This is a genomic window from Sphingobium subterraneum, from assembly GCF_014199435.1.
Lineage (GTDB): Bacteria > Pseudomonadota > Alphaproteobacteria > Sphingomonadales > Sphingomonadaceae > Sphingobium > Sphingobium subterraneum.
The window spans coordinates 1-12703 of the sequence record NZ_JACIJP010000003.1 but is presented as its reverse complement, the minus strand read 5'-3'; the positions used below and the strand labels follow the sequence as shown (position 1 = coordinate 12703).

General features: G+C 60.1%; 10 protein-coding genes, 1 tRNA gene and 1 pseudogene. 6 read left to right on the top strand and 6 right to left on the bottom strand.

Annotated elements, in window-relative coordinates:
* Positions 1-151 precede the first annotated feature (151 nt).
* Together arfB and FHS92_RS10540 are read right to left on the bottom strand one after the other, a co-directional pair.
* The gene (gene arfB / locus FHS92_RS10545) at positions 152-571 is read right to left on the bottom strand and encodes an alternative ribosome rescue aminoacyl-tRNA hydrolase ArfB (protein ID WP_184080415.1); all 420 of its coding nucleotides are present in this window, start codon (positions 569-571) and stop codon (positions 152-154) included.
* Positions 558-1295 (bottom strand): RluA family pseudouridine synthase, encoded by a 738-nt coding sequence (locus FHS92_RS10540; RefSeq protein WP_184080413.1) that lies wholly within the window; start codon positions 1293-1295, stop codon positions 558-560. Before FHS92_RS10540 ends, arfB begins: the two co-directional genes overlap by 14 nt.
* Positions 1296-1400: 105 nt before the next feature.
* Here FHS92_RS10540 and FHS92_RS10535 point away from each other — a divergent pair, with 105 nt between their 5' ends.
* From FHS92_RS10535 to FHS92_RS10525, 3 genes are all read left to right on the top strand, one after another.
* The gene (locus FHS92_RS10535; protein ID WP_184080411.1) at positions 1401-2396 is read left to right on the top strand and encodes an acyltransferase family protein; all 996 of its coding nucleotides are present in this window, start codon (positions 1401-1403) and stop codon (positions 2394-2396) included.
* 291 nt (positions 2397-2687) lie between these two features.
* Positions 2688-3395: a response regulator transcription factor CtrA gene (gene ctrA / locus FHS92_RS10530; protein WP_184080409.1), complete on the top strand. Its 708-nt coding sequence runs from the start codon at positions 2688-2690 to the stop codon at positions 3393-3395.
* Between the two features lie 165 nt (positions 3396-3560).
* Positions 3561-5009 carry a globin-coupled sensor protein gene (locus tag FHS92_RS10525; protein WP_184080407.1) on the top strand — a complete coding sequence of 483 codons (1449 nt, stop codon included), beginning with the start codon at positions 3561-3563 and terminating at the stop codon, positions 5007-5009.
* Positions 5010-5076: 67 nt separating this feature from the next.
* Here FHS92_RS10525 and FHS92_RS10520 read toward each other — a convergent pair whose 3' ends face one another.
* The 3 genes from FHS92_RS10520 to hslV form a co-directional block, all read right to left on the bottom strand.
* A complete protein-coding gene (locus tag FHS92_RS10520; protein WP_184080405.1) occupies positions 5077-7095 on the bottom strand; it encodes a transglycosylase domain-containing protein in 2019 nt (672 codons plus the stop codon).
* 159 nt (positions 7096-7254) lie between these two features.
* On the bottom strand, positions 7255-8556 hold the full coding sequence (hslU, locus tag FHS92_RS10515; RefSeq protein WP_184080403.1) for an ATP-dependent protease ATPase subunit HslU: 1302 nt from the start codon (positions 8554-8556) through the stop codon (positions 7255-7257).
* 28 nt (positions 8557-8584) lie between these two features.
* Positions 8585-9127: an ATP-dependent protease subunit HslV gene (gene hslV, locus FHS92_RS10510; RefSeq protein WP_184080919.1), complete on the bottom strand. Its 543-nt coding sequence runs from the start codon at positions 9125-9127 to the stop codon at positions 8585-8587.
* A gap of 164 nt (positions 9128-9291) precedes the next feature.
* Here hslV and FHS92_RS10505 point away from each other — a divergent pair, with 164 nt between their 5' ends.
* The 3 genes and pseudogenes from FHS92_RS10505 to FHS92_RS18335 all read left to right on the top strand — a co-directional run.
* Entirely contained in the window at positions 9292-9495 is a 204-nt protein-coding gene (locus FHS92_RS10505) for a hypothetical protein (RefSeq protein WP_246351937.1), read from the top strand.
* Positions 9496-9583: 88 nt separating this feature from the next.
* Positions 9584-9658 (top strand) — tRNA-Val (locus tag FHS92_RS10500).
* A gap of 405 nt (positions 9659-10063) precedes the next feature.
* Positions 10064-10255 (top strand): annotated as a pseudogene (locus tag FHS92_RS18335) (transposase); the annotation flags it as partial.
* Positions 10256-10401: 146 nt separating this feature from the next.
* Here the strand turns inward: FHS92_RS18335 and FHS92_RS10495 are convergent.
* The coding region (locus FHS92_RS10495) for a TonB-dependent receptor (RefSeq protein ID WP_221231012.1) at positions 10402-12703 on the bottom strand (2302 nt) is incomplete at its 5' end.

The window sequence follows — 12703 nt, the reverse complement described above, 5'->3', positions numbered from 1 at the left end:
TTGGCCGCAAAGATCCAGAACCCCGAAAATACCATAGGTTCAGGCGGGTTTCCAAGAAATCCTTGGCTTTTTGCTGTCTCGAAACGGGCCAGATGCCGGGCAACGCGTAGGCTCTCCGGCCAGCTTATGGTTAACGCGGCACGCGACGTGGTCAGTCGTGGTCCACACGCCCTCGGCCTTGCTTCACCGAGGCGCGCGCCTTCTTGGCGTCGACGCGGCGTGCCTTGGCGGCGCGGCTGGGCTTGGTGGCGATACGGCGGGGTGCGCGCTCATGGGCTTTGGCGATGAGGTCGACCAGGCGCGCGCGGGCGTCTTCCCGGTTGGCTTCCTGTGTGCGGAAACGCTGCGCCTGGATGACGAGCGTACCGGTCGAACTGAAGCGCGACCCGGCAAGGGTCTTGAGGCGGGCAAAAACGTACGGCGTCAGGCCGAGGCGATAGACATCGACACGCAGCTGTACGGCGGTCGCGACCTTGTTGACGTTCTGTCCCCCCGGGCCGCCCGCGGTGATAAAGCGTTCCTCCAGCGCATCGGCCGGGACGACATAGCTGTCCGGATCAAAGTGCGACATCGTGGGGTGCGGGGGAGGGCGCTGCAGTTCTCTCTTCCATCAGCTCTGCCGCGAACCCGGCGGTGATGAAGCGGTCGGGCAGGGGCGCGGTCGCTATGATGGGCGCCTTGCCGTTGGCGCGCGGGACTTCAAGACGAAGGGCGTGAAGCAGCATCGGCATGTGGCCGGGCGATGCCGTACCATAGACCGGATCGCCTACGATCGGCAGGCCCAGCCCTTCGAGCGCGTGGACGCGGATCTGGTGGGTTCGGCCGGTGGCGGGGTGAAAGGCAACGAGCGTGCGCCCGTCTTTCCGGGTGACGACATTCCACTCGGTCGTCGCATGCTTGGTACCTGGGCGCTTCGCGCCGAGATCTCCCACGATACGCCAGCCTTCCTCCGCGCTGCTGACCTTGCGCAGCGGCAGCTCGATGGTCCCGCTCTCCGCCTCGACAATGCCGTCGAGTACCGCAACGTAGGTTTTGCCGATCTTCTGGCTTTCGAACGTCTGGGTGAAGCGTTTGTGCGCCTTGGGGTTGCGCGCGAGCAGCAGGCAGCCGCTGGTGTCGCGGTCCAGCCGGTGCACGGCGAGCGGCCAGCGGTGAAAGCCGAAGGTCAGAGAGGCGAGGTGATTTTCCAGCGATAGCGATCCGTCACGTGGCGGATCGACCGGCAGCCCCGCGGGCTTGTCGATGACGATCGCTTCGCCGTCCATGAACAGGATGCGATCGGCCAATGGTGACATATGGGAGACGGGCAACGTTTCTACCTTCTTCTACGCGGGGGGAGCAATTTTCGGCGGGCCGCGTACAATCATTGACGAACCGACGCCATGCTATAGGCATGTCGCATGGCGGGGGAAAGCACAGTTGTGGGGAGCGGCGCGGAAGCGCAGGCGGCGGTCGTCGCGAAGCGGCTCGACTGGGTTGACGCGGCCAAGGGCATTGGCATCATCACGGTGGTTATCGCCCATGTGTGGACGCGCGGGCCGGTTCGCGATTTTATATACTCCTTTCACATGCCTTTGTTCTTCCTGCTGTCGGGATATATGTTCCGCCCGCGACCGATGGCGCAATTTTTGCCCCGGCTGGCGCAGGGCATGGCCATCCCCTACGCCGCGTTTTTGTTGAGCCTCGCGCTCTTCGATTGGGGGTTCGAGAGCCTGCGTGGAAATCATCCCATCTTCCGCGACGCTGCGGATGCGCTGTGGCGGCTGACTGTTGGCGGGTCGGAGCTGCGCGGGCCGTTCACGATCTTCTGGTTCGCGCCCTGCTTGTTCTTCGCACGGATCATACAGAATTTCATTGCGGGATATTGGCCTGACCCGCGCGACTGGCGGTGGTGCGCCGTCGGGTTGACAGCGTTCGTGATCGGCTGGGCGCTGGGCCTGGCCAGTGATTTTTCGCCCCTTGGTCTCCTCAGTATGCCGGTGGCGGTCGGATTGCTGTGGGTCGGCGCGCTGTGGCGGACCGTGGAACCCGATCGCCGGTTGATCGCGGTGGCGGCCATGGCGTCGGTGGCTGTGATCGTGGCAGGCGCGACATGGGGGCCGGTGCCGCTCAACATGAAGGTCGGCGATTACGGTGTGCCAGCGCTGTCACTGGCCGGTGCGGTGGCATTGTCTCTGGCGCTGGGCGGGATAGCGCGCCTGGCGGACTGGAACCCCCTTTGCGCGCTGGGCCGGATGTCCCTTGTCATCATGTATGTGCACGTCGCGGTGATCCATTATGCCGCCCCTTATGCCTCCAAGCCGTTGTTATTGTTGGCAGCCTTGGCGTTTCCGATCGTTTTGGACCGCCTTTTTTCCAAAAATGCGACGAGCCGCAGGCTGTTCCTCGGCCAGTGATCGCAAGACGGTGGAACCCACCGGCCTTATGGTTTATTTTTCTTAACGCCGAAACGGGACGGTTTTCCGCCAATTTTCGAGTCGCACGAGAAAATTTTTGCATCCGTTAAGCTGTTGAAAACAGATTCGAAACAGCGCGACTCGTGGACTCAGGCCGGTTAAGGGGAAATTAACCTTTTGCGTTCACTGTGTTTTTAGTTAATAAAGATTTCCAGTTGCCGTTCTAGGGTCGGAATGCAACGGACACATTTGTCAAGCCTATAATGGGCAATAGCGAACAAGGGGCTGCATATGCGCGTGCTGCTGATCGAAGACGAACCGACAACGGCGAAAGCCATCGAGCTGATGCTGACGACCGAGGGCTTTAACGTCTACACGACGGACCTGGGCGAGGAAGGCCTCGATCTGGGCAAGCTGTATGATTACGACATCATCTGCCTGGATCTTAACCTGCCCGATATGCATGGTTATGACGTGCTCAAGAAGCTGCGCAATGCCAAGGTGCAGACGCCGGTGCTGATCCTGTCCGGCATTTCGGAAATGGACAGCAAGGTACGCAGCTTTGGCTTCGGCGCGGACGATTATGTGACCAAGCCGTTTCATCGCGAGGAACTGGTGGCCCGCATCCACGCGGTTGTGCGCCGTTCGAAGGGTCATTCGCAGTCGGTTATTCGCACGGGGAAGCTTGCCGTGAACCTCGACGCCAAGACCGTGGAAGTCGACGGCAACCGCGTGCACCTGACCGGCAAAGAATATGCGATGCTGGAGCTGTTGTCGCTGCGCAAGGGGACGACGCTGACCAAGGAGATGTTCCTCAACCACCTGTATGGCGGGATGGACGAGCCGGAACTCAAGATCATCGACGTGTTCATCTGCAAGCTGCGCAAGAAGCTGGCGCTGGCATGTGGCGGGGACAACTATATCGAAACCGTGTGGGGCCGTGGCTATGTGCTGCGCGATCCGGAAGCGGAAGGGGACTTCGCCGCACAAGTGGCGTAACACACGCTTATATACGGCAAAAGAACAGGGGCCGGCGTCATGATGACGTCGGCCCTTTTTCTGTGCGACAGTGTATGCGTGCTGAAACAATCCTTAAATTTCAATTATTTGTCGGTTAACCTCCCGTCTTTACTATAATGAGACACAACGCGGGAGAGGGTAATCATGTCGCAGGATCGGCAGCATTTAAGCGAAAGCCTATCGTTTTTCGGAATCGCCGGTGATGAAAAGCACTACCCGGCGATACGGCGCGCGCTCGACACGGCGGGGGATCGCGCACTGGAGGGTTTCTACAGGCATATTGCGCAGACGCCGCAGCTCTCCAAGATGTTCTCTTCTTCTGAGTCTATGGCGCGGGCGCGCAAGGCGCAGATCCGCCACTGGCAGCATCTCTTCGCCGGGCCGCAAACCGAGCAGTATGCCGCAAGTGCACGGCAGATTGGCCTCGTGCATTCGCGCATCGGGCTGGAACCGCGCTGGTATATTGGTGGCTACGCACGCGTGCTGGCGGATCTGATCGAGCATATGTTCGCGACGTCCTGGTTCGCGCATCTGCCCGGCGTAAAGCGGCTGGGACGGCGTATGGTGGCACTGACCCGCACGGCGCTGCTGGACATGGAAATTGCCATGTCGGCCTATTTCGAAGCCGAAAGCGCCATTCGCGCCCAGACGGTCGAAACCTTTGGCAAGGCTTTGGAGCGGCTCGCGGACGGCGATCTCACGATCGAACGGCTGGACCTGCCCGTGGAATTCACGCGGCTGGCAGACGATTTTCAGTCGACCGTGGACAAGCTCAACGCAGTGCTCGGCAAGGTGGCACAGGGATCCGGGCATATCCACAATGGCGCGACCGAAATCCGCACGGCGTCCGACGACTTCGCCAGCCGTACCGAGCGTCAGTCGGCGTCGCTGGAAGAAACCGCTGCATCTATGGGCCAGGTATCGCAGATGGTGCAGGATGGCGCGCGCGAGGCGGCGAGCGTCAACACAGCCGTAGGCGACATGCAGCGCGAGATTGCCGAGGGGGGCACGGTCGTGACGGCCGCAGTCGAAGCGATGGACATGATCCAGCAATCGTCCGGCGAGATCGCCCAGATCGTCGATGTCATCGAGGGGATCGCATTCCAGACCAATTTGCTGGCGCTAAATGCGGGCGTCGAGGCGGCGCGAGCCGGCGATGCCGGGCAGGGCTTTGCCGTCGTAGCGAGCGAAGTGCGCGCGCTGGCCCAGCGTTCTTCGGATGCGGCCATGGGAATCAAGCATCTCATTTCCAACAGCACGGCACAGGTTGACCGGGGCGCGGCGCTTGTTGGACAGACCGGTGAGAAGCTGGAAGCAATCGTCGGCAAGATCAAGAACGTTGGCGAGTCGATGCAGCGGCTGGCGGAAGGCGCGGTGCTTCAGGCGGACACGTTGCAGCATATCAGCGAGGCCGTGAACGACATGGATCGCATGACGCAGCAGAATGCGGCCATGGCCGAGCAGTCCAATGCCGCTTCACGTCAGCTCGCCACCGAGGCGGATGCGCTCGCCGACATGACGCGGCGCTTCCGTCTGCGCGAAGGACAACTGCGTGGAATCGGATCCGGGGCTGCGCTGAAATCGGCGGCCTGACGGGTCGAAAAACGACTTTTGCGTTCAGCCTGAAGCGCGACGTTCTCTTGCTGTCATCGTTTCCGGGTCAAGGGGCCTGGGGCGATGTAGGCACGACCGGCGGCGGTCCGGGGGCGGGAGGCGGCGTGGGAGCGTCGCGGCCCGGCGGGCTTCCCAGATCGAGGTTCAGCCCGCGCGGGGAAATCTGCACGCTGACATTGCCGATGTCCGTATCGAGCGTGACATTGGCGATGGCGTTCACCAGATCGACGTCGATGGCGTTTTCGGCCGGCGCAGCTTCCTGTTGCGGCTCGCCGATGGCGCGGCTCATGAAATCCCGCCATATGCGCGCGGGCAGACCGCCGCCAAAGGCACCGGGAAGCGGTGAGTTGTCATCATTGCCGACCCACACGGCGGTCACCAATCCGCCTGCATAGCCAACGAACAGGGCGTCGCGGCTATCCTGCGTGGTGCCGGTCTTGCCGAATGTGCTGGTGCGGAGCGCGGCCGCGCTGCCCGTGCCGCGATTGGCGGCGGAAGAAAGCAGGTCGCGCATGTCCTCCAGTTCCGTGGATCCGAAATCATGCTGGCGGTCGAACAGGCTGCCCACCCAACTCTGCTCTTCCTGCGGCAAGCCATGCGCGGTGATCGGATATTGCCCGGCAGCGATTGCCGCATAGGCCTGCGTCAGTTCGAGCAGGCTGATTTCCGATGTGCCGAGCGCGAGGCTGAGATTGTCGCTCAGCGGTGCAGTAACGCCCAGCATGCGCGCCGCACCGATGACATTGCGGATACCGACCTTCTGCGCCAGCCGGACGGCGGCGACGTTGCTCGATCCGGCAAAGGCCTGACGCAAGGTGATGCGGCCGCGATAGCGCCGGTTGTGGTTTTCCGGACGATAGTCGCCAATCGTGATCGGCGTGTCCTCGATCATGTCATCGGGCGTCATCCCGGCACGCAGAGCCGCAAGATAGACGAACAGCTTGAAGGTCGATCCCGGCTGGCGGCGCGCCTGCACCGCGCGATTGAACGCGCTTTTCGCGTAGCTTTTGCCGCCGACCATCGCAACGACTTCGCCATTGGGCTTCATAGCGACGAGCGCGATCTGGCTCTTGCCTAACCCGGCGCGGCGGACTGCGGCCTCGGCGGTGCGCTGGAGCTTGGCGTCGAGAGTGGTTGTGATCTGCTGCTCGCCATAGACGGCGCCAGCCCGGTCGCGTGCCTGCGCCAGTACCCAGTCCGTGAAATAGGTGCCGCTGGTCGCGTCGCGCAGCGGGTGAACGTTGAGCCGGGCAGGGGGCAGCGCGGCTTCCTGTTCCTGGGTGATAAACCCGGCGCGGACCATGGCGAGAGTGACGAGCTTTGCTCGTGCCCGCGCGCCTTTCAGGTTGTTGGTGGGGGCGAGGCGGGAGGGCGCCTTCAATAACCCGGCGAGCATGGCAGCCTGCGGAATCGTCAACCGTTCCGGCGTGCGGTTGAAATAATGGAGCGCGGCAGCGCGCAGGCCGTAGACATTATCGCCGAAATAGACGTTGGACAGATAGCGTTCCAGGATCTGGTCCTTGGTCAGCCACGCTTCGAGCCAGAGCGCGATCAGCGCCTCGCGGATCTTGCGGGCGGCGGTCCGGTCGGCGTTGAGGAACACGCCCTTGGCGAGCTGTTGCGTGATCGTGCTACCACCCTGCTGGGTCGAGCCTGCACGGAAATTATGCCACATCGCGCGGGCGATGCCGCGCGGGTCGATGCCCCAATGGCTATAGAAGCGGCGATCCTCGATGGCGATGAAGGCCTGCGGTACATGGGCGGGCAGTGTATCGAGCGTTATCGGCTTGTCGATGATCGCGCCGGTGCGGGCGATGACCGAGCCGTCGCTGGCAAGCAGTGTGATACTGGGCGGAGCGTTGGGTTTTAGTGAGCGCGAGAGCGGGGCGGTTACCGCCAGCCACGCGATCGCGATGAGCAGCAGCGCAACCGCGACGGCGGCTCCCCACGGCGCGAAACGCAACGCCCTGCGCCAAAAGGGGCGGGATGCCGTCGCAGGCGCTTCCGCACCCACCGGAGGCAAGGGCGGCTCAGAAGAAAACGAGGGCGGCGGGGAATCGATCATCGGACGTGCTATTGCTCACTGATCGGCTTCCCGCAATCAAGCGTTGATTGGAAGCATGCTACCCTTAACCCGCATCCGTTCGCCTCGAGCGTAGTCGAGAGGCTGTGTGCCGGTGTCTCGACTACGCTCGACACGAACGGAAATGAAAACGGTAGCAAATTACAAGATATACTTACTCAAATCCGTGTTGCGCGCGATGCTGCTCAATTGGGAATCCACATAAGCGGCGTCGACCACCAGCGTCTCTCCGCCGCGTTCCTCGGCGTGGAAGCTGATGTCCTCCAGCAGTTTTTCCATCACCGTCTGGAGGCGACGCGCCCCGATATTCTCGATCTGGCTGTTCACCTCGGCGGCCGTGCGTGCCACGGCACGGATGCCGTCTTCGCGCAGGTCGATATTGACGTTCTCGGTCGCGAGCAGCGCCTTGTACTGCTGCGCCAGCGACGCCTTGGTGTCGGACAGGATCGCGACGAAATCCTCTTCTGTCAGCCCCTTTAGTTCGACGCGGATCGGCAGGCGGCCCTGCAACTCGGGCAGCAGGTCGCTGGGCTTCGCCACATGGAACGCGCCAGACGCAATGAACAGGATGTGGTCGGTCTTGAGCGGACCATATTTGGTCGCGACGGTCGTGCCTTCGATCAGCGGCAGGAGGTCGCGCTGCACACCTTCCCGACTGACGGAGCCACCGCGTACGTCGCTGACCGCGATCTTGTCGATCTCGTCAATGAACACGATGCCGTTCTGCTCGGCGTCAGAGAGGGCAACGCGTGCGACATCATCCTGATCGAGGCGCTTGTCCTGCTCCTCCTCGACCAGCCGGTCCCAGGCTTCGGCCACGCGCATCTTGCGACGCTTCTTCTGCTGCTGCCCGAACGCCTTGCCCATCATTTCGGAGAGGTTGATCATGCCGATCTGCCCGCCCATGCCGGGGATTTCCATCGGCATTGAAGGCGAGTCGGCGACCTCGATCTCGACTTCGGCATCGTTCATCTGGCCGTCTTCGATGCGCTGGCGGTAGGAGAGGCGGGTGGCCTCGCTTGCTTCCTTTCCGGTGAGCGCGTCGAGCAGGCGCTGCATCGCGGCTTCGGACGCGGCAACGCGCACGGATTCGCGGCGGCGGTCGCGCTCCAGGCGCATGGCTTCCTCGACCAGATCGCGCACGATCTGTTCGACGTCGCGCCCGACATAGCCGACTTCGGTGAACTTGGTCGCCTCCACCTTCACGAAGGGCGCATCGGCGAGCTTGGCGAGGCGGCGGGAAATCTCCGTCTTGCCACAGCCCGTGGGGCCGATCATCAGGATGTTCTTGGGCGTCACTTCATCGCGCAGCGCAGCGTCAAGCTGCTGCCGCCGCCAGCGGTTGCGCAGGGCGACCGCAACGGCGCGCTTTGCGTCTTGCTGGCCGATGATATGCTCGTCGAGCGCAGCGACGATCGCTTTGGGGGTCAGGGTGTTTTTCATGTCTGTTTATGCCGTGGAGATGTGAGGGTCAGGAAACGCTGTCGAGCGTTTCGAGGGTGACGTTGCCGTTGGTGTAGACGCACAGGTCTGCGGCGATGGCCATGGCCTTGCGGGCGAGAACCTCCGCGTCGGCTTCATAGTCCATCAGGCCGCGCGCGGCGGCGAGCGCGAAGTTGCCGCCCGATCCGATCGCCGCAATGCCGTCCACCGGTTCGAGGACATCTCCATTGCCGGTGAGGATGAGGGTGATGTCCTTGTCGGCGACCGCCATCATCGCTTCGAGGTTGCGCAGATATTTGTCGGTCCGCCAGTCCTTCGCGAGTTCTACGGCGGCGCGCATCAACTGGCCATTGTGGCGTTCGAGCTTGCTTTCGAGACGCTCGAACAGGGTAAAGGCGTCTGCCGTTGCACCGGCAAAGCCACCAATCACCGAGCCGTCATGCAGGCGGCGCACCTTGCGGGCATTGGGCTTCATGATTGTCGGACCCATGCTGACCTGGCCATCACCTGCGACGACGACGCGGCCATTTTTACGGACAGAAAGGATCGTCGTGCCGTGCCATTGCGGCATCGACGATGCGGACGAAGAGGAGTGGTTCATCATGTCGCCGCATATGGGCGGACGTTTGGCGCTGTTCAACCCATCGGGCTTGCATCGTGCGCTGCAACATGGAACCTTAACGATCGTTAATAGTAGAGATCCGTTACCAAACCGATTCGCTCTGGGTGTTCGTTATGATGATCGAAACTTCCACTTTGCTTACTAAGGCACGGGAATTAGCGGAAAATGCTGGGATCGACAATGTTGCGTTCGATCGTGACATGTTGGTGATGGGGGGGATTCGCTACGTGGTGGCGGCTTGCAAATGCGGCGACTCGGAGTGCGACGGTGTGCAACTGCAAATCGCCTCTTCGCACGCTGGAGCATCGTTGCAGTGAGCCGTAACGGCTGATGGCGGCCGGAAGCGCGCAGCGAGCGGGTTGACAGGAACCGGCCCTGCTGCCAATGGCCTGCTTCCCTTTATGGGGGCGCGTAGCTCAGCGGTAGAGCACACCCTTCACACGGGTGGGGTCACAGGTTCAATCCCTGTCGCGCCCACCAGTCTTTTCAATAGGTTAAAGGCCATTGGAAGACTGCTCCTGAAATTCACCCCACCATATCCCCACTGAGCGGGATGATAAATCACCACTCTCTGCCGTCGATTGAGCCGCGGAAGGCGGCCCGCTGTGCGGGTGGATTGCCGAACTGAGCGCCTAGGAATTTCGGAATTTATAAAGGGGGGGGTGCCGGGGGGGAGGGGTAAAATCGCCTATTCCATTCCGGCTTAAAAATCCGCCTTTGCGCGAGATGAAAATTTGAAAAAATTGACGTTGGGCTTTGTCGGCCTGCGACTTTGCGACCATCCTTCATGTGTTAATGCATTTGGGCTCAGGACCCATTCATTTTAGGTCAGTGATCTGGGTGTGCTACGCACGCCTTCGGCTCCAGGCTTTGTGAGGAAATTGGATGTGGCGATTTATATTGGTGACAGACGAGCAGATCGCTCGATTGCAGCCGTTTCCCAAAGAGCCACGATAGGCCACGCGTTGATGATCGCGGGGTGCTGAGCCGGATCATCATCATTAATCGGAGCATGTTGGGTGGCGCGACGGGCGGAAGGACTTCGGTCCGCAGCAGACCTTGTATAATTGCTGGAAGATGTTGCGATATAGCGTGACACATTTACCGAGATATCGAGGACCGATCGGTTCCAGGAATCCACGGATCGCGGCCTAGGGCTTCTTGTCCTTGGCTCCAATGGCCGCCGTTGCCTCGTTTGAAGAGATACGGCGGCCGAGCTATCCCTAAAACTCTACTCCGACAGTTATTCCATACGTAGCGGGCCGACCGGTATAACGTAAAATCGTATCATAACTTCTTGTTACGTTTGTCCAGTAGTACGTGTTGGTTACATTCTTTGCCCAGGCTTGGACACGCCACCCGTCAACTTCGCTTTTGATTCCCGCTCGAAGGTCGAGCAAAGTATAGGGCTTGATTTCATCGATAGCCGAGCCTCCTATAAGCGCCGTAGCGCGGCTCTTGTAGGTGACGGTCGCCCCCAAGCTTGCAGACAGCTTATCGGAAAGCGGCCAGCCATAATCTGCCGTTCCGCTTGCTGAGATCTTGGGAGTGAATGGGAAACGGCTACCCGAAAAGTCCGCGTTCCCGTTTTGCCTCGGCGTGATTGCAGGATCATAACCGATATATTTGTCTACACGCGTCGTTATATAAGCCACTTGTCCCGAAAGGGCCAAGCCGGATACTGGTCGAATAGTTGTAGAGAGTTCTACACCTTTTACGGTAGATTTAGGGACATTTGTGAGATTGTTTAAATCACCAAATACCGGATCGAGAATAAGCGTTCTCAGCTGCTTATTCCTGTAATCATAGTAAAAGGCGCTCGCATTTATATCGAGTATCCGGCCGAACGGACGGGACTTGATCCCCGCTTCGAAGGCAAGAACAGACTCTTGCTTGACAGGCTTGTACTGAATGATGTCGGCTGCCGCGGCAGTGGGGGAGCTCCCTGCCTTATAACCTTTTGATATATTAGCGAATAGGAGCGTCGTAGTTGTCGGCTTGAAGTCTACGCCCACACGCCAAGAGAAATTGTCTTCATGCAGTCTCACTCGTACAACGTCCACCGGCACCCGACCCTGAGGCGTCTGGAACGAGGTCACGCACTGTCCGATCTTAATGGTCGGCGTACCAGGGCGCGGCAACCCATACAGGAAATTAAACAGAGCAGCATCACCACCGGTGCCATCATCCGAGTTGCAGGACTCGATCTTCCTCAAGCTGTCTGTGTAGCGACCGCCAGCCTTGAACGTGAGCTTGTCCGTCGCATCGAATTCAAAATTCGCAAACCCAGCGTAGTTCGTGAGTTTTTGATCAGAGTAAAAATTGTTTGAGTTCCAGAATGAGATATCGACTCCTGCACCCGCCGCAACACCTTTCAAAAGGTCGACAACGGCGGAATCTGGGTAATAATTTTGGAAAATTTCGTTTACAGTTGAATGCTCGTAGTTCGCTCCAACCAGCCATCGGACAGGCGCGCTATTGTCACCTGCGGCCCGCAACTCCTGAGTAAATGACCGGATGTCGCCATCCGCACGCGGATAGTCGAGCGAATGAAGATTGAGACCATCCTGGTCTAGGACATCGCGGCGTCGAAACGCGGTGTATGCGGTAATGGAAGTGATTGTCGCCCCACCGACCTCGTATGTTCCTCGCAAAGATAATTGCCCCATTCGTTTATTGCCTTTGGGACGAAGATCGGAGGACCAATCTGCGGCACGATTATTCTGAGGAGCGAGGGGATAAGCCAGCAACCTGAAGCCGTTCGGCGTTAAGGCAACACCGCTAGACAAGGAGAAGCCGACCAATTGGCCAGCCTGAGGATCGGATCGGTCAATCCATCCATTTGCATTGAATTCCAGCTTTAGGCGGTCGCTTGCCTGCCAATCCAGCAGCAGTCGACCAGCTATTTTCTTCGTTCCGCCAATGCGGTCGGAGCGGGTATAGCTGTACTGCCAATCGTCCGACTGCTCAGCCCTCACAGCCAGTCGCGCTGAAACGGTCGGCGTGAGTGGACCGCTGACGAATGCCGTTCCCTCAATATCCTTGAAACGGCCGTAAGTAATGCTGGCGCCGGCCGCCAGGCTATTGGTCGGCTTACGCGCAATATAGTTGATTGCGCCGCCCGTCGAATTCTGCCCAAAAAGAATGCCTTGCGGGCCTTTCAAAACTTCAACACGTTCGAGATCGAGACTCGCCTCAGAGGTCAGTGCGGGGAAAGGAAGCGGCACCTCATCGACATAAACCGACACTGCGGGATAAGCTGAGAGGGAGCTTTCATAAAACCCTATGCCTCTCAAGGTATAAACCGGAGTGCCAGTGAGGGTTGGGGAGAAGCTCAGTCCCGGAACAACCGTCGCGAGATCCGCAACATTTCGAACACCCTGGTTGCTGAGAGCATCACCCGTAAAGGCGGCGATGCTGAGACCAACTCTGTCAATCGGCGTGCAAACGGGACCCCCTATCGGCGCGCAAAAGGGACCCCCTTTCACGATGGCGCAAGGTTGATCGGACACGCGCCTTTGCGCT

What these genes read in the sequence shown, in the direction of transcription:
- FHS92_RS10505 (WP_246351937.1), top strand. Translation starts at nt 9,292, where the DNA reads ATGATGATCGAAACTTCCACTTTGCTTACTAAGGCACGGGAATTAGCG.
- FHS92_RS10525 (WP_184080407.1), top strand. Translation starts at nt 3,561, where the DNA reads ATGTCGCAGGATCGGCAGCATTTAAGCGAAAGCCTATCGTTTTTCGGA.
- FHS92_RS10535 (WP_184080411.1), top strand. Translation starts at nt 1,401, where the DNA reads ATGGCGGGGGAAAGCACAGTTGTGGGGAGCGGCGCGGAAGCGCAGGCG.
- ctrA (WP_184080409.1), top strand. Translation starts at nt 2,688, where the DNA reads ATGCGCGTGCTGCTGATCGAAGACGAACCGACAACGGCGAAAGCCATC.
- FHS92_RS10520 (WP_184080405.1), bottom strand. Translation starts at nt 7,095, where the DNA reads ATGATCGATTCCCCGCCGCCCTCGTTTTCTTCTGAGCCGCCCTTGCCT.
- hslV (WP_184080919.1), bottom strand. Translation starts at nt 9,127, where the DNA reads ATGCCGCAATGGCACGGCACGACGATCCTTTCTGTCCGTAAAAATGGC.
- FHS92_RS10540 (WP_184080413.1), bottom strand. Translation starts at nt 1,295, where the DNA reads ATGTCACCATTGGCCGATCGCATCCTGTTCATGGACGGCGAAGCGATC.
- hslU (WP_184080403.1), bottom strand. Translation starts at nt 8,556, where the DNA reads ATGAAAAACACCCTGACCCCCAAAGCGATCGTCGCTGCGCTCGACGAG.
- arfB (WP_184080415.1), bottom strand. Translation starts at nt 571, where the DNA reads ATGTCGCACTTTGATCCGGACAGCTATGTCGTCCCGGCCGATGCGCTG.